This window comes from Bacillus sp. OTU530 (assembly GCF_038440375.1).
On the sequence record NZ_JASATP010000007.1, the window covers coordinates 89230 to 110659 of the forward strand.

Here is a 21430-nt window from a genome sequence, read left to right on the forward strand (position 1 = left end):
GCATGATTCGCACAGAGGAGATGCTATTGAACGTCGGACCTCAGCATCCGAGTACACACGGCGTATTCCGCCTTGTTTTAAAAATTGACGGGGAAGTAATTAAAGAGGCAACACCTGTCATCGGCTATCTGCACCGAGGGACGGAAAAGCTCGCGGAGAATCTGCAGTATACACAAATCATTCCCTATACGGACCGCATGGACTACTTGTCCGCGATGACCAATAACTATGTCATTTGCCACGCGGTAGAAACGATGATGGGACTTGAGATACCAGAACGGGCCGAATACTTGCGGGTGCTTGCTATGGAGCTTGGACGCATTGCCAGCCATCTTGTGTGGTGGGGCACAAACTTGCTTGATATTGGAGCGGTAAGTCCATTTTTATATGCGTTCCGTGAGCGAGAGATGATTATTAATTTTTTAAATGAACTGTGCGGCGCACGTTTAACCTTCAATTACATGCGTGTAGGCGGGGTGAAGTGGGATGCCCCGGAAGGCTGGGTTGATAAGGTGCGGGAGTTCGTTCCCTATATGAGGGAGCAGCTGCAGGGCTATCACGATCTGGTAAGCGGCAATGAAATTTTCTTAAACCGCGTTAAGGGCGTCGGGATCTATACGGCGGAAGAGGCGATTGAATACTCACTCAGTGGCGCAAACCTGCGTTGTACAGGCGTGAATTGGGATCTTCGCAAGGATGAGCCATATTCGATTTATAATCGCTTTACCTTCGATGTGCCTGTTGGAAATGTTGGCGATGCTTGGGATCGTTACGTATGCCGGATGCAGGAAATCGAGGAATCCTTGAAAATTATTGAACAAGCTGTGGAGCAATTTCCAGCGGACGGACCGACCTTGGCGAAGGTGCCGAAAATCATTAAAGCACCGAAGGGTGAGGCGTTTGTACGGATTGAGTCACCGCGCGGCGAAATTGGCTGCTATATTGCGAGCGACGGGAAAAAGGAGCCATATCGTTTGAAGTTCCGCCGGCCGTCCTTCTATAACCTGCAAATTTTGCCGAAATTGCTAAAGGGTGAAAATATCGCAAACTTGATTACAATTTTAGGCGGCATTGATATTGTACTCGGGGAGGTAGATGGCTGATGGTGGAACACCTCTTGCAATCGACGCCTGGCTGGACGAACTTTTTCATTTTTTTCGGGCTGGCGGTCATTCTGCTGTTCGTTGTGCTCGGCTTTGTTACATATGGAATTCTCGCTGAACGTAAGCTGATGGGCTTTATGCAAGGCCGGATTGGGCCGAATCATTTAGGCGGCCGCTTCGGTCTGCTGCAAACAGTAGCTGACGTACTCAAGCTATTGCTGAAGGAGGATACGATTCCCAAGGCTGCGGATAGACCGCTGTTTATTTTAGGGCCGGTGATCGCCTTTGCGCCCGCGTTCATGGTGCTGGCGACAATTCCTTTTACAGAGAATCTTCAGTTTGCCGATTTAGGAGTCGGCCTTTTATACTACATTGCTATTTCAGGTATTTCAACTATTGGCATTGTAACAGGGGCATGGGGGTCTAATAATAAATACTCCCTGCTCGGGGGCATGCGTGCTGCGGCACAGATGATTTCCTACGAGATTCCGCTTGTCATGAGTGTAATCGGCGTGGTTCTTCTAACAGGAAGCTTAAATTTAAATGAGATTGTGCAGGCGCAGGAGCATCTATGGTACATATTTGTGCAGCCGATTGGCTTTATCGTTTTTTTCATTGCTGCTATTTCTGAGCTGAACCGTACACCATTTGACTTGCCAGAGGCTGAATCTGAGCTTGTTTCCGGTTTTCATACAGAATACTCGGGCTTTCGCTGGGCATTCTTTATGCTTGCGGAGTACGTCTATTTATTCGGGATGTCGGCGCTGATCACGGTGCTATTCCTTGGGGGCTGGCAGCCGGTCTTCTTCCTCGGCTTTATTCCAGGAGCAGTATGGTTTGCGCTGAAATTCATGTTCGTCGTCTTTCTGCTCATGTGGATTCGCTATACGTTTCCCCGCATGCGGGCCGATCAGCTTATGGAATTTGGCTGGAAGGTGCTTCTGCCAATCGCGCTCGCAAATATCTTCTTAACAGCACTTGTAAAAGAATTATTTTTCTAGTGAAGAATGGGCGCGGCTCGTTTAGTCCTCAGGGGAGGGCTGGCCGCGGGAGCTGGAAACACGAAAAGCGTTCGCGGCTTGCTTGGCTCTCAGAGGCGAGCAAGCCGCGAAGGTTAGACAAAGGGGCGAAAACCAATGATAGGACTATTTAAAGGTTTGAAGTATACCCTGAAAAATTTAACGAGGGAAAAGGTTACGTATGATTATCCAAATCAGCCGCTTCCGCTTCCCGATCGGTTTCGAGGGATTCAAAAGTTCTACCCTGAAAAATGTATTGTTTGTAATCAGTGCGCACAAATTTGCCCGACAAACTGCATTCAGCTAACAGGCAAAAAACACCCGGATCCAACGAAAAAAGGGAAAATCATCGACACATATGATATTAACTTCGAGATTTGCATTTTATGCGACCTCTGCACAGAGGTTTGTCCGACCGAGGCGATTGTAATGACTAATAACTTTGAGCTGGCAGAGTATACACGAGATGATTTGTTCAAAAATCTCCAGTGGCTGGATGAGAACGATACGAATGTGAGAAAGGAGAATAAAGTATGAGCGGTGAGCTGCTGGCGTTTCTGGCGCTGTCCCTGATTGCGATTATGGGCGGTGTGCTCATGCTGAACTTTACGAAGGTTATGCATATGATGCTCGCCCTCGTCTTTACTTTTCTTAGCATAGCAGGCTTGTATATTACGCTGTCAGCAGAGTTTGTCGGTGTTGTGCAGGTGCTCATCTATTCTGGTGCTGTGACGATCATTATGATTTTTGGCATCATGCTGACAAAGCAGGATGATGAAAGCGAAGGAAAGAGCAAGCTTCGTTCCTTGCTTGTTTTTATCGGCGTTGTTGCTTTTGGAGCAGTCATGTATTATGCCGTAAATAATACGGAGTTTACACCAGCAACCGATGCGCCTGCCCTCCATGAGGAGAATACGAAACAAATCGGGGAAATGCTGTATACGAAGTATATTATTCCATTTGAACTAGTGTCCGTTCTTCTGCTGGTGGCTCTTGTTGGAGCGATTATTTTAGCGAGAGGGGACGGAAAAGAGGAGGGACGCTCTCATGAGTGATGTTCCAGCATCCGCGTATTTGGCGCTTGCGATTATTTTGTTTTGCATCGGGCTTTATGGGGCGCTGACAAAGCGCAATACTGTCATTGTCTTGATTTGTATCGAGCTCATGCTGAATGCGGCAAATCTAAATCTGATTGCCTTTAGCAAGCTTGGTGCATTCCCAAGCCTGACGGGACAAATTTTCGCATTGTTTACGATTGCAGTGGCTGCGGCAGAAGCAGCGGTCGGCTTGGCAATTTTGATTTCGTTATATAGAAACCGCTCAACAGTCACTACAGATGAAATGGATTCCTTAAAGCACTAGGGCAAGAAGGGAGAAAAGACAATGATGGAATATGCATGGCTTATACCGCTTTTTCCGCTCGCCTCATTTGTTCTCTTGCTGATTGCTGGTAAGAAGATGGGGGAAGCGAGCAGCGTAATTGGCATCGCGCTGACGTTTCTTTCATTTGCGGGCTCGGTGCTCGTGCTACTTGAGCGTATATCCTCTTCTACGCTGAAGCAGGAATGGACGTGGCTTAGCATTGGCAAAACGAGCGTAACCTTTGGATTTGAAATTAACGCATTAAACGCTTTAATGCTGTTGATTGTAACGCTTGTTAGCTTGTTGGTACATATATATTCCCGGGGATATATGCACGGTGATGAACGGTTTTACATGTTTTATGCCTATCTGGGGCTATTCACGTTTGCGATGCTCGGTCTTGTCATCGCTACGAATGTATTGCAGCTTTATATTTTCTGGGAGCTTGTCGGCTTAGGATCCTTCCTATTAATCGGCTTCTACTTCTTTAAAGAGGAAGCGAAGGCAGCGGCGAAGAAGGCGTTTATTATGACGCGGATCGGTGACGTTGGCTTGTTTATCGGCATGATTCTATTATTCTGGCAAACTGGCAGCTTTGAATATGATGAGATTTTCAAGGCTGTGCAGGCGGGTGAAGTGTCAGGGACGATGATTACGCTGACGGCAATTTTAATTTTCGTCGGAGCGATCGGGAAATCTGGTCAGTTTCCGCTTCATACATGGCTTCCAGATGCGATGGAGGGCCCGACGCCTGTGTCAGCTCTCATCCATGCGGCTACGATGGTAGCGGCAGGGGTATATTTAGTGGCAACGATGTTCCCGCTCTTTGAAGCAAGCAAAGCGGCGATGATGACCGTTGCGGTTGTCGGTGGATTTACCGCAATTTTTGCAGCATCCATTGCTCTTGTGCAACGGGATATCAAACGCGTACTGGCATATTCAACGGTAAGCCAACTAGGCTACATGATGCTTTCCCTCGGCTCTGCTGGTTATGTAGCGGGTGTGTTTCACTTAACCACGCATGCGTTTTTCAAAGCGCTGTTGTTCTTGGCTGCAGGAAGCGTCATTCATGCGGTACATACACAGGATATTGAAGAAATGGGCGGCTTGTTCCGAAAGATGAAGGTAACAGGCACTTTGTTTTTAATCGGTACGATGGCAATCAGCGGAGTTCCACTGCTTTCCGGGTTTTTCAGCAAGGATGAAATTCTAGTTGCGACGTGGGAGCAGGGCAATTACGTTCTCTTTTGGCTAGCTGTCCTCGCGGCATTTCTTACGGCATTTTATATGTTCCGTTTATTCTTTATGGTCTTTATGGGGAAGCCGCGCGGCAAGCAGCAGGAGGTGCACGAATCTCCAAGTGTCATGACTGTACCGATGCTGGTGCTTGGCGTGCTTGCTATCCTGGCAGGCTATATTAACACACCTTGGTTTGGAACATTTCTCGGAGATTGGTTAACAGAGGATGTTCCGTTTCAAGCACATGAGGGACATGGTCCAGCGTGGATTATGATCGTTGCCACGCTCGTATCGTTAGCTGGGATCTTCCTCGCGTACCTAATGTACGGAAAAGGAGCAATCCCTCGCAGCTGGCTAGGCGGCAGCGGCTCCATTCCTTATCGTACCTTAAAACACAAGTATTATATTGATGAGTTATACGGCATAACGATTTTGCCGCTTGTAAAGGGAATCTCGCTTATGCTTGGTGCAATTGAAAAATATGTTATGGAGGGCTTGGCCCAAATTGTCGGTGCTTGTGTACAGGCAATCGGTAAGCTCGGCTCTAGGCTGCAAAGCGGGCAAGTGCAAACATATGGCGCGGTAGCATTTATTGGGCTCGCTGTTCTGCTTGTTATTCTGTTGGTAGGGGGGGATATGTAATGGGAATTTTGTTGTCTATATTCATTTTCTCCCCGCTTTTAGGAATTCTAGTTCTCGCCCTTCTGCCAAAGGGAAGGGAGAAGACAGCGAGGCTGCTCGGCATCGTAACGACACTCATTCCACTTGCCTGTGCGCTTATCTTGTATGGCTCGTATTTGGCAGGGAAAGATTTTGCCTCATTTACAGAAAAAATAACCTGGATTCAGTTTGGTAGATTCGAAGGCTTGCCGGACGGCTCCTTCAGCATTCTATATGAGCTAGGGATTGATGGCTTTTCATTTGTCATGATGCTGCTAACGGCAGTATTGGCAACGCTCGCTGCAGTGACAGCCGCGTCTTTCATTAAAGAAGCGCCTAGAAGCTTTTATATGCTGCTGCTGCTGCTCGAAATTGGGATGCTTGGCGTATTCGCAGCTCAAAACCTACTTCTCTTTTTCGTATTCTTTGAGTTAACCTTGCCGGCAATGTTCCTTCTGGTTGGAAAGTGGGGGAAATTCGAGAGTGAAAAGGCAGCGTATAGCTACCTAATTTATAACGGAATCGGCTCTGCTATTTTGTTAATTGTTTTTACCATTTTGTTTGCCAGAACAGGAACAACAGATATCGCATCGCTTCGTACTATTTTGGCGGCAGGCGAAAGCCCGATTGGCCCAATTTCCGGCTCCATGCAAACGGCTCTTTTTGTTGCCATGCTCATTGCCTTTGGGATTAAGCTTCCGGTATTGCCGCTGCACCGCTGGATGGTGAATGTGCACGTCCAGGCTCCGCCGGCTGTTGTTATGCTGCACGCGGGCGTGCTATTGAAAATTGGTGCGTACGGTTTGATCCGTTTTGGAATCGGGATTTTTCCGGAGCAGTTTAAGAAATTTGCTGTGCTGATTGCGATTCTCGGGGTTGTAAACCTGCTGTACGGGGCATTTTTGGCACTTGTACAAACAGATTTCCGAAAGGTTCTTGCATATTCCAGTATTTCCCATATGGGCATTGTACTCATTGGTCTAGCGGCATTGAATGAGGCAGGGATCAAGGGGGCAATTTTTCAGGTTGTATCTCATGGCTTAATTGCAGCGCTACTATTTTTCCTGCTTGGTATTATGGAAGACCGCTTGGGCACATCGGAGCTGCAGCGGATTGGCGGATTGGCAAAATCAGCGCCGCTCTTCAGCGGTTTTCTGTTAGCGAGTGCGATGGCCTCGCTTGGATTACCAGGCATGTCTGGGTTTGTGAGTGAATTCCTGGCATTTCTCGGCTTATTTGAGTCCATGCCAGTTGTGGCGGCAGTCGGAACGCTCGGTATTATTATAACAGCGGCTTATCTGCTGCGTGCTGTGCTTGGCATGACGTTCGGACAAGAGAAGGGGGCAATGAAGGCGGATATACAAGGTGCGGAGTTTATCCCTGTGCTTGTCTTGCTGTTCTTCATTCTTGTTATCGGCGTAATGCCAGATGTACTCGGCGGACCGCTTAGCTCCACATTACAATCATTAGGGATAAGGGGGTAGGATAGAATGGATATGCAGACACTTTTAGGTTATCAGTGGAGCTTAATGACACCAGAGTTTATTGTTGTCATTGCAGCTATCCTTCTATCGATCCTTGATTTGCTGCTAAAGGATTCCTTTAACCGTCAGCATTTCGCATATGGAGCGTTTGGAGCAAGTGTGCTCGCGCTCGTTTCGCTTATTTTGCTATATAATCAAGCAACTGCTGATATTTTGGAGGGCACATTTGTCTTAGACGGATTTGCCAAGGCGTTTAAAACCTTGCTGCTAGTCGGGGCAGCGCTTGTTTTCCTCCTTGCCGCAAGCGGGGAGAAAACAACACCAATTGAGGATAAGGGCGAGTATTATTACTTGCTGCTAACAGCGCTTCTGGGTGCGATGTTTATGGCATCAAGTGCCGATCTGATTACGCTGTTTGTCGGACTGGAGCTGCTATCACTGTCCTCCTTCATTCTTGTCGGCATCCGTAAGCGCAGCCAGGCATCCAATGAGGCCGCGATGAAATACGTGATTAATGGCGGTATTTCAACCGCAATTACATTGTTTGGCTTTAGCTACCTGTACGGACTTACGGGTTCCACAAATATTATTGCGATGCGAGAGGCGCTGGCCAATCTTTCTGATGGCAGCATGCATCTCCTGCTGGCATTTGCCTTCCTGCTGACGTTTGTTGGCCTATCGTTCAAGCTTGCGACAGCACCGTTTCATATGTGGGCGCCTGATGTATATCAAGGTGCAGCAACCCCGGTTACCGCCTTTTTAGGAACGGTATCGAAGCTTGCCGGCTTTGTCATCATGATGCGCCTGTTCATTATGATTTTTGCGGTCGTACCAGATGTAACAGGTAAACAGTCACTGTCTGCGAGCATGCAAATGTATATCGCGGTTTTGGCTGCGATTACGATGATTGTCGGCAACACAATTGCCCTAAAGCAGCAAAATGTAAAGCGTTTGTTTGCTTATTCCGGCATTGCACATGCGGGATACTTGCTTGTACCGCTGCTCATGCTTTCACCATTCACGCTCGACAGCATGTGGTTTTATATGCTTGCTTACCTGCTCATGAATATCGGTGTGTTTGCTATCATCCATGGCTTGCAGCGACAAAATGGCAGTGAAGGCTTTGACCTGTTTGCCGGCTTGTTTCAACGCTCGCCATTTGCAGCGGCGGCGATGACGATTTTCATCCTTTCGCTTGCGGGCATCCCGGGCACGGCTGGTTTTATCGGGAAAATCAACATTTTTATCGGGGCATTTGTTATCGAACCAGGGCATTACGTACTGCCATCCATTATGATGGCAACAACAGTTGTCTCGTTTGTGTATTATTTCCGCATCCTGCAGCAAATGTTCTTCCGCAAGCCGGAAGGTGACCAAAAGCTAAAGATACCATTTAATGTGAATGTTGTGATCACACTTTGCGCGGTGCTGACACTCTTATTTGGGATTCTGCCGGCAATCGGCTATCAATTCTTCTATGAAAACTTCCCGCTGCTGAAAGATTTCTTTTTTACAGGAGCAGAATAATGGTAAAATAGAGAGAAATAAAGAAAAATTGCTGATTGGCGAGCCGTTAGGCGAAGACAGAGGCGTAGTTGCACTTACACTTTGCTCCTAAATTTTCAGCTGCGTCAAATTTGCTGCTAGCTGGAAATTTAGACTTTCTGAAGGTGCAAAAAGGTGTAGAGATAAACTCTACGCTTTTTCTTTGTGTATAACAAACCGATACAATTTTATTACCACGTCTCCCGCAGGAAAATAACAATTTCATAACTAGGCGGGTTAGTATAAAATAAACAAGGAGGTGAGACCGTTCGCTAAAATTTGGATGTTTTTTAGCAACGGCATACTATGCAAATTTTCGGGCAGCAAGCACTTATTGCCATTGTGCTGCATTTACTGTTTATTGCACTTACCTGGTGGGCGCTGCAGGGTATCCACTTTGAGCATTTGATGAAAAAAGGAAAGGTTGCGCAAACGAGGGTGCTTCTAATTTTATTGACCATCGCAATCGGTTCGTCAGTGAGCAGATTCTTTTTGGATTATCTTGGGTACTCTAACAGTCTCACATATCTCTTTAAGTAAAAGCTGGAATACTCTTTCATGTAGTTTTTGTCGAGCTTTTAGTGGTATGTATTGTTTCTTCCTCGTCCAAAATGGAGATAAAGGGGAGTGGGGAAGAGATGAAAAAGGGAATACAACTGCTAGCGGTAATGTTGGTTGGAGTCTTGGCTTGTTTTTTGGGTTATACGCGTATTGAAGCACAAGAGCCGGTGGAGAAGCTTGAGAAGATGATTGCGGTCGTGGAGGCAAATGGAGCGACTGTGGAGCAGTGGTCTTGGCTTGCAAAAGAAGAGCTTGATTCAGTGCAAGATGTACATACATTTTATAAACTGTTAGATAGCTTGGCTGAGAAGAAAGTGGCAGCCGATTGGAAAGTCGAGCAGTCACCTGAGGGTTACAAGGCAATAGCGGTAAAAAAATTTACTCATTATCAAGAAAGATTGGTTGTCACGTGGGCAAAAGAGAATACTAAGGACGAAACCTTTATTACATATGAAGTAAAGGGGACAGAGTGGGACGATGCAATTTTAAAAAAAATGCATAAAATTTTTAGACAAAATCCTGCAACTTTCACTTGTGTTCAAGCTGTTTTCAATGATAAGATTGAAGGTGTTTTGCAAAATAAGGCAGCTGAAATATTGAAAGATTTATCTGCTACGCCGATTGAGTCTTTAGAGGAAATAGCATTCGTCTCCGTCTCCGCATATACTGAGGAGTGGAAAGACGCTCTTGCGGTAAATAGAGAGAAAATGAATGTGCAAGTTGCGCTGCGCAACACTGACAACAAGACAACTGTTGTGGTTGGCACACCAATTATTACATCTGAGTATTGAATAGATAGTGTACAAAATTAAGGACACGGAGGGGAATACCTTTGGAAAAGATCATCGTCCGCGGCGGAAATAAGCTAAGCGGTTCTGTACGCGTAGAAGGCGCGAAGAATGCTGTATTGCCGGTTTTAGCCGCAGCTCTATTAGCAAGTGATGGGAAAAATACGATATGCGATGTGCCAGCTCTTTCCGATGTATATACAATCAATGAAGTCTTGCGTTATTTAAATTGTGACGTTGTGTTTGAGAACGGCCAAGTCATCATCGATGCATCAAAAGAGCTGAACATTGAAGCACCATTTGAATATGTACGAAAAATGCGTGCGTCTGTTCTTGTAATGGGACCATTATTGGCCCGGAAGGGTCGCGCGCGCATCGCATTGCCTGGCGGCTGCGCAATTGGCTCTCGTCCGATTGACCAGCATTTAAAGGGCTTTGAAGCAATGGGTGCTAAGGTAAAAGTTGGAAATGGATTTGTTGAGGCATATGTAGACGGAAGATTGCATGGAGCAAAAATTTACTTAGACTTCCCGAGCGTAGGAGCAACAGAAAACATCATGTCTGCTGCTGTATTAGCGAAAGGGACGACAATCATTGAAAATGCCGCAAAAGAACCGGAAATCGTAGACCTTGCAAACTTCCTAAATGCTATGGGTGCTCGTGTACGCGGTGCTGGCACAGGTACGATTCGCATTGAGGGTGTTGAGACACTATTTGGAGCGGTTCATCATGTTATTCCTGACCGTGTAGAGGCTGGTACATTTATGGTAGCGGCAGCTATTACGGGAGGAAATGTTTTAATTGAGAACGCCGTACCAGAGCATTTAAGCCCTATTAGTGCGAAAATGAAAGAAATGGGTGTTATCATTATCGAAGAAGAAGAAGGCTTACGTGTCATTGGACCGGAGAAATTAAAGGCGGTAGACATAAAAACAATGCCTCATCCAGGCTTCCCAACAGATATGCAGTCACAAATGATGGCATTATTATTAAAAGCGGAAGGCACAAGCATGATCACAGAAACGGTGTTCGAAAACCGTTTTATGCATGTAGAGGAATTCCGTCGCATGAATGCCGATATCAAAATTGAAGGACGCTCTGTTATTATGAGCGGACCATGTGAGCTTCAGGGCGCAGAAGTGGCAGCAACAGACTTGCGCGCAGCAGCAGCTCTTATCCTTGCAGGCCTTGCTGCACCAACAGGCTACACGCGTGTAACAGAACTAAAGCATCTTGATCGCGGCTATGTGAATTTCCACGGCAAGTTGGCTGCGCTTGGCGCTAATATTGAGCGCGTGAAAGAGGAAGCGCAGCAAACAGCAGAAAAAACGATCTCTGATCTTCATGCGTAATTGAAGGGCAGCTTTTATACTTTTGGGGGGTCAAAGGTATAGAGGCTGTCTTTCTTTTGTACTTTCAAAAAGTATAAATTTCTAGCTGGATGCCAATCGACGTGGCGAGAAATTTTAGGAATAAAGTATAAATGCAACTATGCCTCTGTTTTCGCCAATCAGCGAGTAGCATTCCTTTGCAGCTATTGCCCAGCCTGCTTCCTCATTGTGATCTCTTCTTATACGTTCTAAAACTCTCTTAATTCTGTTACTATTGTTATAGTCAAGATGTATACATAATATTCTAAAAATGTGAAAAAATCGTGAAAGAATTTCTGACGTTCTAAAAGCTCGTCCTTTTCCATAAGATGAAAGTGACACTTCAGATAGCAGGGGGTTCATCCTGCGCGAAACCGGGTTTCTGAACCTGTGTTGGATCTATTTTCGTGACGGAGGGCCAGTATGAAGCTAACAAAGCCAATTTTTATGTTTGTGTCTGTTCTCGTTCTGTTAGTCATTGTTGTACCGAGCTTGCTGGTGCTTCCCTACCATATGGGAACAAAGCAGCCAGCAACAGGGAAGGAAGCTGCTTCTACTGCCGCTTCTGCCTCTAATGTTCCGCAAACTGTCACAAGCAATGTTGAGGTAGCGGTATATAGAACCAAGCAAAAAATGGTGGAACATGTACCTCTTGAGGACTATGTCGTGGGAGTAGTTGCCGCCGAGATGCCGTCAGACTTCGAAATGGAGGCGCTCAAGGCGCAGGCACTCACCGCTCGCACCTTTGTTATAAAACGGATGGTAAACGGTGCAGTGCTGCCAAACAAGGCGGACGTCACTGACACAGTCGACACACAGGTGTATTACAGTTTAGCCGATTTGAAAAAGCAGTGGGGCCAAAGTTATAACTCAAAAATTGAGCGGATCCAAAAAGCGGTGCGCGCAACGGCAGGACAAGTATTAACCTTTGACGGGCAACCGATTACTGCCTCTTTCTTCTCTACAAGCAATGGCTACACAGAAAATGCAGAGGACTATTGGGGCAATCCGACCCCATATTTAAAAAGTGTAGATAGTCCTTGGGATAAGGATACCCCGAAATTCTTGAGCGAGCAAAAAGTCAATGTAGCTGATTTTGAAAAGAAGCTTGGTGTGCAGGTGCTTGCAAATGGGAAGGTCGGAAGCATTACAGAACGAACATCCGGCCAGCGAGTAAAAACCGTCAGCTTTAGCGGGAAGCAGCTGAGCGGAAGAGAGGTAAGGGAAAAGCTCGGGCTTCGCTCCTCGGACTTTACGTGGAAGCAGGAGGGCAGCCAAATTGTCATTACGACAAAGGGCTACGGACATGGCGTCGGTATGAGCCAATATGGCGCAAACGGTATGGCGAAGGAGGGTAAGTCATACACGGACATTGTGCAGCATTATTACAAAGGAATTGAGATTAAAGGTGTAAATGAATATGAGCAGAAGCTCACCGCAAAAAAGTAGTCTGAGACTACTTTTTTGTCATTTTTATCCTGATTACATTCGTAAGACACCCCCTAGATTTCCCCAATTTTTTTCTGTAATATGGTATAGACAGTTCAATTTGAGGCATCTGCATGGATAAGCTGTTTGGTGTTTCGATAGATTACGCTGATCGGCGAGTTTTCTTTACGAATAAACAGTGGCCATTATTCATTATGTTAATTATTTTTATGTTAAATTAGTATGTCTTTTGTGCCGCTTTAAGAGGGTATAAATTTCTAACTGGAAGACCATTCGACGTAGCGAGAAATTCGTCAAGAAACTAGATGTTTTCCAAGTGAGTGCAATTCCATTTGTCAGAATCTTCTATTAAAACGTAGATAGATTGAGGAGTACATTATGCATGAAGGTAAGTAGAAGGTTTAAACTCCAAATTGTTATTAGCGGAATACTTGCGCTATCCATTGTATTCACAGCAGCCATATGGTTATTTGCTTCTTTCCAAGTGAATAAAAAATCTCTAGAAACTAGTTATTTGAAGAATAACTATTGGTACGCCAAAAAGCTAGCTTCGGAGACGAATACGCTATTATCCAGCATGGGTGCAGTATTACAGACCGTTGCAGACCAAGCCGCTTATCATTCTGTAAAGGAAATGCAGGAGGATGTAGCTGCGCTGATGGATAGCAGAGAGCCCTATTTCAACTCCGTATTCATTGTAGACCAAAATAGGGTAGTGCAAGCAGTTAGTCCTTCCGCGACGGGGATTTCTATTGGGCAACAGCTGGATTCGAGTGTCTCTCAGCGCGCGGTGACATTAAAGAAACCGTTTATTTCAAATCCGTATCGAGGGATTACTGAGCGGCTCATTGTCCTAGTTTCCTATCCTATCTTTGATAGATCAGGGGGCTATAAAGGATTTGTAGGTGGTACAATCTACCTTGAAGGAGACAACATATTAAGCAATATGCTGGAGAAGCATTATTATGAGAACGGATCGTATGTATATGTTGTGGATCGGGCAGGGCATTTGATTTTTCATCCCAATAAACAACGATTAAGTGAAGATGTCTCCGAAAATAAAATAGTAGCTAAAGTGCTAAAGGGTGAAGAAGGCTTTGGCAAGGTAGTAAATACAGAAGGAAAGAGTTTTCTGGCGGGGTATGCATTTGAAAGTAAAAGCGGGTGGGGGATTGTATCACAAACACCATCGTCGATTACAAATGAACCTATCTGCAATATGATTGTCCGTTCAGTAAAGCTTGCTTTTCCTTTTGTGGTTCTTGTCTGGTTCTTTGCTTGGTGGATTTCCCGCCGGATTTCCCGTCCTTTACAGCAGCTGGCCAGTTATACAGAAGAGACGACAAAGACATTGGGACAGCCCCCTGTTCCCATTCCCCGTGTTAGAACGAATATTTATGAAATACAGCAGCTGTTTGAGAGTGTAAAATATTCGAGCCAGCATGTGCATTCTTATTTGAGTCAATTACAGGAAGAGACTCAGACAGACGGATTAACGGGGATTGCAAATCGGAAAACATTTGATTTTGTCATGAAGGATCTCATGCATAACGACATCCCATTTTCCCTCATTCTTCTTGATATTGACCACTTCAAAAAGATAAATGATACGTATGGGCATCCAATGGGAGATGAAGTGATTAAGTTTCTTGCTACGGTTATGCCAGATGTAATACGGGAAGGCGACATGTGCTTCAGATATGGCGGAGAGGAATTTTGTATTATCGTCCTATATAGTGACGAAGAGGTAGCTGGAAATATTGCAGAGCGTTTGCGGCAAACGATGGAGCAATCAATCAGTCCTGCTGGGATAGCTGCTACCCTATCCTTGGGGATTTCTGCATTTCCAAAGCATGCCGTTTCTCCAAACGAATTGGTGAAGCTTGCGGACAAAGCATTGTACCAATCTAAGCAAGAAGGAAGAAACCGGGTAACGATCTTTTCTCAGAGCTTTTCAGGACATGTATAATGCAGCTTCTTTTGATAAAGTTTCGGAAAAAATATATGCAAAACAACAGTAAGCGACCTTGCTCATCCTCCTGGGAATTGCAAGGTCGCTTACACTATTTCTTCGTTCATTTTATCAAAGCCCTTTCCATTATTTTGTATTTGGAGAGAATCGCCCTCCTAGAGAAATTTCCTTTGCCTTATCATCAGCTTATTAGCATCACCTATTCTTTCGCTCGCTTTGTTTTTTTGTTTACTCCAAGTACACCTCATCTTTTACTACCTTCAATGGCATCACCTGTCCCTTCATTCGCTTTGTTTTTCTACATTTCATCCTTCGTTACTTTAACGGCCTCCTTTCTTTTTAGGTAGTATGTATTGCTTGTATTTATCATACAAGGAAAAGAGGGGTTTGTAAATACTAAATATTATAAATTTTCTGAATAGTATGAATAATTGTAAAAAAGTGGAAAATGTTTGTTACTGTTAGGTGAGATGGGAGAGCAGAAGCATGAATCCATGCAAGAAACCCCATAGGATTTTCCTATGAGGTTCTAGGGCAGAGACGAAGAGGAGACTGACAGGAAAACGGCCTGATTGCTTCAAATTCGTTCTGCCATAATCCTTTCACTTTTAAGAAGAAAAGGATTTATCTACTTTTAAGCTGTACTGTTAACAGCATCAGGAATGAGATGAACACTGTGGCGGCCACCCATAGCCAAGCCATCGTCATATTTCCAGAATCAATCGCAACATAAATAGCCGTTGGAACTGTTTGTGTTTTTCCGGGAATGTTGCCGGCAAACATTAAGGTAGCGCCAAATTCTCCTAAAGCTCGAGCGAAACTCAGGATACCGCCAGTCAGCAGCGATCTGGATGCTAAAGGCAGAGAGATATACAAAAAAACCTTTAGTGTATTAGCGCCATCTACTGCGGCTGCTTCTTCTATATCAGAATCTACATTTTGAAATCCAGTCTTTGCAGACATATACATGAGTGGAAAGGCAACCACTGTGGAAGCAATCATAGCTGCCCACCATGTAAATATAATCGGCTGTTTAAATAGAAATACAATCGCTTCGCCTAACCAGCTATTCTTCCCAAATATGATAATCAGCAGGAAGCCTATCACGGACGGCGGAAGTACTAAAGGCAACATGATCATCGTTTCGATGATTATTTTACCTCTAAAAGGGAACTTCACCATAAGCCAGCTTATAAAAGTTCCTAATATAAAAACGGTTATGCCGGATACAAGGGAAATCTCTAATGATAGTTGAACTGGCTCCCAAAATTCTTTAAACATCCCTTTTCCTTATTCAGCTACAAATCCGTACTGTTCTAGTACTTTTAATGCTGCTTTGCCTTGTAAGTATTTATAGAACTCTTCAGCTTCTTTCGGATGTTTCGTGTCTTTTACAATGCCAACTGGATAGATAATCGGATCATGCGTCTTTGGATTAGCTGTTGCGACTACTTTGACTTTGTCTGAAATTAAAGCATCTGTTTTGTATACAATCCCCGCATCCACATTTCCTGTTTCTACATAACTAAGAACCTGGCGTACATCTTTTGCATATACCACTTTGCTGCTTACTTGATTCCAAAGATTTAATTTTTCTAGTGTTTGTTGTGCATACTGTCCAGCTGGTACTGCTTCTGGTGTGCCCAAAGCAATTTTATTCGCTTGTGTTGATAAATCAGAAAAGTCTTTGATTGATTTCGTTGTGTCCTTCGGTACAATGAGCACTAATTCGTTTCCGACTAAATCAACGCCTTGTTTTTGGTCAATTTGACCTTCTTTAACGAGCTCGTCAAACTTGTCCTCTGCTGCTGAAAAGAACAAATCTACTGGAGCGCCCTGTTTAATCTGTTGTTGTAAAGCACCTGAAGCCCCAAAGTTAAACTTCAGATCAATGTTAGTGTGATCTTTTTCATAGGTCTTTTCAATATCAGTGAGCGCATTTTGCAAGCTGGCTGCTGCTGACATAGTCAACTCCACCTTTTCTTTTGAAGCTGCCTCCTTTTTGTTTGTTTGATCGCTCGTGGAATTTCCATTGGAGCAGCCAAACAACAAAGCTGCCATCATAGTACTTACTACTAGATTTAACTTCTTAAACATAAGATACCTCCTAATAATCCTCACTTTAATATTAAGATAAAATTGATTATAACTTATTATAAATAGATATAAAATGAAATTTTTCGCAATTTTAAAAAATTATGAAAAGAGTAGTAAAGAAAACTCGCCGATTAGCGAGCCCTGCCTTTGGGCGAAGACAGAGGTGTAGTTGCCCTTATATTTTGCAATCTCATCTCATTTATAATAGTTCCTCTTTACGCAATGAATCTTGATCCTAGTAAACATCCCTTGCGTATCTCTTAGACTTTGCCATTTCCTTCACATATGCTTCTGCTTCAGCGCTGCGCATCCCGCCGTGCTGCTGGATAATGCGCTTCAACATGGATTCCACTTCTTTCGCCATCCTACTTGCATTGCCACAGATGTAGAAGTGCGCACCTTCCTGAAGCCATGCCCAAAGCTCTGCTCCATGCTCCAGCATCCGATCTTGAACATAGATCTTCTCAGCTTGATCACGCGAGAATGCAGTATCTAGCCGCGTAAGAAGTCCGTTTTTTTGCATGGCCTCCAATTCCTCTTTAAAGTAGAAATCGTATTCAGCGCATTGTCTTGCAGCGCCTGCCAGAAGCCTTCTCCGTTATCAGGGGGATCCCCAGCGCCGAATGTGCTGGCGACCATCAGAACTAACCGCTCCTTAGATAGGTCTGTGATGGAATAGGAATCCATACAGGCAAGGCGAACATCATGACCCACCGCCTGCAATTTCTTGGCGCAGCTGTTTGCGGCGCCTTCTGCATTTCCTGTTTGCGAGGCCCACAGAATCGTGGCGAGCGCTTTAGTCTCAACTGTAGCCGTCGCTTCCGCTGCGTGTGTTGATAGGGAAGTCGTTGCTGATGGGGAGCCATTCCCTGCGGTTAATGCCTTCTCAATTGAGTGAATCCACTCATTGGCTTGTTCTTCAAAATCGGTATCACAATCGACGCGACCTCTAAGGCGCTGAGCCCCAAGCTGCTCCAAACGGATGTCCAGATTGCGTGCAAATCCGCAAAACAGATCGTAGCTAGAATCGCCGAACCCTAGGACGGCGTAGCGAAGATCAGGTAAGCGAGGTGCATTGTCAGCTTGCAGCGCCTGCCAGAAGCTTTCGCCGTTATCAGGGGGATCCCCAGCGCCGAATGTGCTTGCGACCGGATTGGTACAAATGATCCAGCACGCCTTGATGTCTCCAGCGGTCATGCTTTGGAACATAGAAATCGTGCCCGTTCCTACCTCGGTGCGGAGCGATTCCCTAGGGATGCCCTACATATCCTTGATAAAATGGCGGTCATCCTCAACAAGCACGGAGCGCTGCCCGGGTAAGCCGGGCCCCATATAACCCACATCTCCCGGCCGCCCATCGCATTCGGCTGCCCAGTGAGGGAGAAGGGGCCGCTGCCGGGGCGGCGGATTTTGCCGGTAGCCAGATGCAGATTGCAGATCGCGTTGGTATGCCATGTACCGTGCGTGCTTTGATTCAGCCCCATAGTCCAGCAGCTCATCCATTCAGGCGACTCGCCGATCCATAATGCCGCTTGACGGATATCGGCTTCGGGGATCCCTGTTATTTCGGCAACCTTGTCTGGAGGGTAATCCTCCAGAAATTCGGGCATGGCTCCCCAGCCGGAGGTGAACTCCTCAATAAAGTCTGGATCCGTATGACCATTTTTGACAAGCAAATGTAAAAGACCGTTAAGCAGAGCGAGGTCGGTGCTGGGTCTGATTTGCATAAAGAGCGAGGCCTTATCTGCGGTAGCATTGCGGCGCGGATCCACCACAATCAGTTTGGCTCCCGCCTTGACCCTATCCATGACGCGAAGGAACAGGATCGGATGACAGTCGGTCATGTTTGCGCCAATGACAAAAAACAAGTTCGTACGGTCCATATCCTGATATGAGCCTGGTGGACCGTCCGCTCCGAGCGACAGCTTATAGCCGCTACCGGCGCTGGCCATGCATAAGCGTGAATTGGATTCAATATTGTTGGTGCGCACAAAGCCCTTCGCCAGCTTGTTGATGAGATATTGCGCCTCTAATGACATTTGGCCCGATACATAAAAAGAAAGGGCATCGGGTCCATGTTCATCAAGGATTGCCCATAATCGCCTTGCCGTCTCAGAGATTGCTTCATCCATATTGAATTTGACGGGTTCATCCTTCCGATTGGGACGGCGATATGCGTATTCCATTCGCCCAGATTCAGTGATGGCCTGCGCACAGGAGTTTCCTTTTGTACACAATCTCCCGAAATTGGTGGGATGCTCTTTATTGCCTTTGACCTTGACCACGCGGTTGTCGGACACTTCAAGCACGATTCCGCAGCCAACGCCGCAATACGGGCAGACGCTTTTTATTTTTTTGTCATGTTGTTCACCAGCATTTCATTACTTGTGTAGTGATGGGTTTGTTGGAATTTGAATAGAATACCATATTAAATATAATTAGATATAACTAGATATAATTAATTATACTTTGAAATATATATCGGACTACGATTGAAGTCAATATTTTATGTCATATAAACTGACATGAAAAATAAAAATCAGTGCATCTATTTACAATTTAGTTAAAACGGGTTAGAAAATATATCATAATGGCCTAGAAGTGTTGGATCGCAGTTGTTCCAAAATAAGGAATAAAGTACATTAGGGGTTAGAGATATTGTGTTACGTGAAAGGAGCTGGACATGAAACAGGGACGATTGCCTAAGGAAATTTATGAGCAGCTTGCTCTATTTCGTTATCGAATTCGCAAATTCATTCGATTCAGTGAGGAAGCCGCAAGGGCAAAAGGGCTTACACCTCAGCATCATCAGCTTATGCTGTCGATTATGGGATTTCCTGATCGTGAGTACGCCACGCCAAAAGAGCTGGCAGAGCGCTTGCAAATTACCCCTCATGCATGTGTAGAACTCATTAGGCGGTGTGAGGATTTGAACTTAGTGCAGCGTTTCCCAAATCCAGAGGACAAACGCAGTATTTTCATACAGCTGACGGAATACGGAATGAGGCTGCTAGACGAGTTATCTGAAATTCATTTAGATGAGTTAACGAGAGCTGGTTTGCTTGTTTTGCATCATGGTAATCAACGTTCGGAAGAGTGAAAATTAGCTCCTTCAATTATGAATTGGTTTTTAGGGGGAGAACTATGGGAAGCCAGTATGAAATTTTAAGGAAGACTCCAACGCTAGATGAATACAAATATTTATGCTCAGTTGCCGGCTTGGATAATGAGATGAATTTTAACGTTGCCGAGATATCACTAAAGAACTCCATTTTTGCTGTTACAGTTAAGAGTCGTGATAAGGTCATAGGAATGGGAAGAATTGTAGGGGATGGGGCGATTTACTTTTACATTCAAGATGTAATCGTTCATCCGGGTTATCGAAGACTGGGGATGGGCAAAGACATTATGAATACATTAGTCGAGTATCTAAAAGAAAATGCGCCAGATAAGGCATCTGTCGGGTTATTTATCGCAAAAGGGAAAGAAAATTTCTATGAAAAATACGATTTTAAGGATGCTACACCTCATACAAAAGGAATATTTACTGTAATAAAGAGATATGATTAGAAGGGAATCCTATCTTTTCAATATGCATTTCATTCCTACTCCCATGCATGATGTGGATGAGCAGAAAAAACAAGCTAATTGTCTGTTGCATATAGATGATTAGCTTGTTTCATGAAACGATAAAGCTTATTTTAATGCTAATAAAAATAATATAACCGAATAAATAAATATAAAAAATAATATTTTCGCAGTTTTAAAAAATTATGAAAAGTGTAATAAAAAAGGATAAAATGAAAGAAAGGAGGCAGCTTGTTTTGGAAGAAAATCGTTCATATACAACTGAAGAGGTTTCAAAGTTACTAAGGGTTTCTAAATTGACTGTTTACGATTTAATTAACAAAGGTGAATTGCCTGCCTACCAGGTTGGCCGGCAAAAACGGATCGATGCAGTGGATTTAGAACAGTATATTAATCGCTCGAAAAATGTTAAGAGTCATAAACCATTAAACAGAGAAAATCGTCAAGATCATCAGTTAGAGCCTTCATTACAGCATGCTGTTATTATAAGTGGACAAGATGTAACATTAGATATTCTAGCCAACTACCTTCAAAAAGAAGGTTTTAAATCTTTACGTGACTATAACGGAAGCCTAAATAGCTTAATTTCCATGTACAATGGAAAATGCACGATTGTAAGTACTCACTTGTTTGATGGGGACACAAACGAATACAATCTTCCTTTTATTAAAAAAATTCTCACAGGACGCTCCTATATCGTGATTCGTTTAGTATCGAGATGGGCAGGTTTCTATGTGAAATCTGGCAATCCGAAGAATATTAAAACTTGGGAGGATCTATCGAAATCTGATATCAAGATTGTCAATCGTGAAAAGGGAGCAGGTGCACGAGTTTTATTGGATGAACAACTTCGGATTCGTAATATGTCTCCAAAAGCGATTCAGGGCTATCATAACGAGGAAAGTAATCATCTCAGCGTAGCAACGGCGGTTGCTCAAGGGCTTGTGGATGTAGGAGTTGGCATTGAAAAAGAGGCAAAGATTGTTAATGTTGATTTTATTCCCCTCATTCAAGAACACTACGATTTGGTTATCTTAAGATCTGATGAACAGGAATCCTTAATTCAAACTATGCATAAGATTCTAAACTCCACTGAATTTAAAAATAAAATTAGCTGTATTGAAGGATATGATACAGCTAGAACAGGTTCCGTGATTTTTGAGACTCTTTAGGTTCAAAAAGGGTATTGAAAT

At 44.4% G+C, this 21430-nt stretch carries 21 protein-coding genes; 16 read left to right on the top strand and 5 right to left on the bottom strand.

The window, feature by feature from the left end:
- The first annotated feature begins 2 nt into the window (after positions 1-2).
- The 13 genes from AAHB12_RS07290 to AAHB12_RS07350 all read left to right on the top strand — a co-directional run bounded on the left by AAHB12_RS07290 (position 3) and on the right by AAHB12_RS07350 (position 14549).
- Positions 3-1103: an NADH-quinone oxidoreductase subunit D gene (locus tag AAHB12_RS07290; RefSeq protein WP_342044788.1), complete on the top strand. Its 1101-nt coding sequence runs from the start codon at positions 3-5 to the stop codon at positions 1101-1103.
- Positions 1103-2104 carry an NADH-quinone oxidoreductase subunit NuoH gene (gene nuoH, locus AAHB12_RS07295; protein ID WP_129727526.1) on the top strand — a complete coding sequence of 334 codons (1002 nt, stop codon included), beginning with the start codon at positions 1103-1105 and terminating at the stop codon, positions 2102-2104. Before AAHB12_RS07290 ends, nuoH begins: the two co-directional genes overlap by 1 nt.
- A gap of 135 nt (positions 2105-2239) precedes the next feature.
- A complete protein-coding gene (gene nuoI, locus AAHB12_RS07300) occupies positions 2240-2659 on the top strand; it encodes an NADH-quinone oxidoreductase subunit NuoI (RefSeq protein ID WP_129727527.1) in 420 nt (139 codons plus the stop codon).
- Positions 2656-3177 (top strand): NADH-quinone oxidoreductase subunit J, encoded by a 522-nt coding sequence (locus AAHB12_RS07305; RefSeq protein ID WP_342044789.1) that lies wholly within the window; start codon positions 2656-2658, stop codon positions 3175-3177. Before nuoI ends, AAHB12_RS07305 begins: the two co-directional genes overlap by 4 nt.
- Positions 3170-3484, top strand: a complete 315-nt coding sequence (nuoK, locus tag AAHB12_RS07310) for an NADH-quinone oxidoreductase subunit NuoK (RefSeq protein WP_342044790.1) — start codon at positions 3170-3172, stop codon at positions 3482-3484. The genes AAHB12_RS07305 and nuoK overlap by 8 nt, the downstream gene beginning before the upstream one ends.
- Positions 3485-3505: 21 nt before the next feature.
- The gene (nuoL, locus tag AAHB12_RS07315) at positions 3506-5365 is read left to right on the top strand and encodes an NADH-quinone oxidoreductase subunit L (RefSeq protein WP_342044791.1); all 1860 of its coding nucleotides are present in this window, start codon (positions 3506-3508) and stop codon (positions 5363-5365) included.
- Positions 5365-6867: an NADH-quinone oxidoreductase subunit M gene (locus tag AAHB12_RS07320; RefSeq protein ID WP_342044792.1), complete on the top strand. Its 1503-nt coding sequence runs from the start codon at positions 5365-5367 to the stop codon at positions 6865-6867. The genes nuoL and AAHB12_RS07320 overlap by 1 nt, the downstream gene beginning before the upstream one ends.
- A gap of 12 nt (positions 6868-6879) precedes the next feature.
- Positions 6880-8394, top strand: a complete 1515-nt coding sequence (nuoN, locus tag AAHB12_RS07325) for an NADH-quinone oxidoreductase subunit NuoN (RefSeq protein ID WP_342044893.1) — start codon at positions 6880-6882, stop codon at positions 8392-8394.
- Positions 8395-8718: 324 nt separating this feature from the next.
- Positions 8719-8952 (top strand): DUF1146 family protein, encoded by a 234-nt coding sequence (locus tag AAHB12_RS07330; RefSeq protein ID WP_342044793.1) that lies wholly within the window; start codon positions 8719-8721, stop codon positions 8950-8952.
- 110 nt (positions 8953-9062) lie between these two features.
- The gene (locus AAHB12_RS07335; RefSeq protein ID WP_446715528.1) at positions 9063-9764 is read left to right on the top strand and encodes a YwmB family TATA-box binding protein; all 702 of its coding nucleotides are present in this window, start codon (positions 9063-9065) and stop codon (positions 9762-9764) included.
- A gap of 41 nt (positions 9765-9805) precedes the next feature.
- Positions 9806-11113 carry a UDP-N-acetylglucosamine 1-carboxyvinyltransferase gene (gene murA, locus AAHB12_RS07340; RefSeq protein ID WP_129727534.1) on the top strand — a complete coding sequence of 436 codons (1308 nt, stop codon included), beginning with the start codon at positions 9806-9808 and terminating at the stop codon, positions 11111-11113.
- Positions 11114-11554: 441 nt separating this feature from the next.
- A complete protein-coding gene (gene spoIID / locus AAHB12_RS07345; RefSeq protein ID WP_342044795.1) occupies positions 11555-12580 on the top strand; it encodes a stage II sporulation protein D in 1026 nt (341 codons plus the stop codon).
- Between the two features lie 382 nt (positions 12581-12962).
- Entirely contained in the window at positions 12963-14549 is a 1587-nt protein-coding gene (locus AAHB12_RS07350; RefSeq protein WP_342044796.1) for a sensor domain-containing diguanylate cyclase, read from the top strand.
- 627 nt (positions 14550-15176) lie between these two features.
- Here the strand turns inward: AAHB12_RS07350 and modB are convergent.
- The 5 genes from modB to AAHB12_RS07375 all read right to left on the bottom strand — a co-directional run bounded on the left by modB (position 15177) and on the right by AAHB12_RS07375 (position 18958).
- Entirely contained in the window at positions 15177-15833 is a 657-nt protein-coding gene (gene modB, locus AAHB12_RS07355; protein WP_342044797.1) for a molybdate ABC transporter permease subunit, read from the bottom strand.
- Between the two features lie 9 nt (positions 15834-15842).
- The gene (modA, locus tag AAHB12_RS07360; RefSeq protein WP_342044798.1) at positions 15843-16649 is read right to left on the bottom strand and encodes a molybdate ABC transporter substrate-binding protein; all 807 of its coding nucleotides are present in this window, start codon (positions 16647-16649) and stop codon (positions 15843-15845) included.
- A 235-nt stretch (positions 16650-16884) separates the two neighbouring features.
- Entirely contained in the window at positions 16885-17172 is a 288-nt protein-coding gene (locus tag AAHB12_RS07365) for a hypothetical protein (RefSeq protein ID WP_342044799.1), read from the bottom strand.
- Positions 17142-17858, bottom strand: coding sequence for a flavodoxin domain-containing protein (locus tag AAHB12_RS07370; RefSeq protein WP_342044800.1), 717 nt, complete (start codon positions 17856-17858; stop codon positions 17142-17144). Before AAHB12_RS07370 ends, AAHB12_RS07365 begins: the two co-directional genes overlap by 31 nt.
- Positions 17859-17875: 17 nt before the next feature.
- Positions 17876-18958 carry a molybdopterin-dependent oxidoreductase gene (locus AAHB12_RS07375; RefSeq protein WP_342044801.1) on the bottom strand — a complete coding sequence of 361 codons (1083 nt, stop codon included), beginning with the start codon at positions 18956-18958 and terminating at the stop codon, positions 17876-17878.
- Positions 18959-19332: 374 nt separating this feature from the next.
- On the opposite strand from AAHB12_RS07375, the gene AAHB12_RS07380 reads away from it, so the two are divergent.
- From AAHB12_RS07380 to AAHB12_RS07390, 3 genes are all read left to right on the top strand, one after another.
- Positions 19333-19749, top strand: a complete 417-nt coding sequence (locus AAHB12_RS07380; RefSeq protein ID WP_342044802.1) for a MarR family winged helix-turn-helix transcriptional regulator — start codon at positions 19333-19335, stop codon at positions 19747-19749.
- 44 nt (positions 19750-19793) lie between these two features.
- Positions 19794-20219 (top strand): GNAT family N-acetyltransferase, encoded by a 426-nt coding sequence (locus AAHB12_RS07385; RefSeq protein WP_342044803.1) that lies wholly within the window; start codon positions 19794-19796, stop codon positions 20217-20219.
- A 230-nt stretch (positions 20220-20449) separates the two neighbouring features.
- On the top strand, positions 20450-21409 hold the full coding sequence (locus tag AAHB12_RS07390; protein ID WP_446715524.1) for a substrate-binding domain-containing protein: 960 nt from the start codon (positions 20450-20452) through the stop codon (positions 21407-21409).
- The last annotated feature ends 21 nt before the right edge of the window (positions 21410-21430 follow it).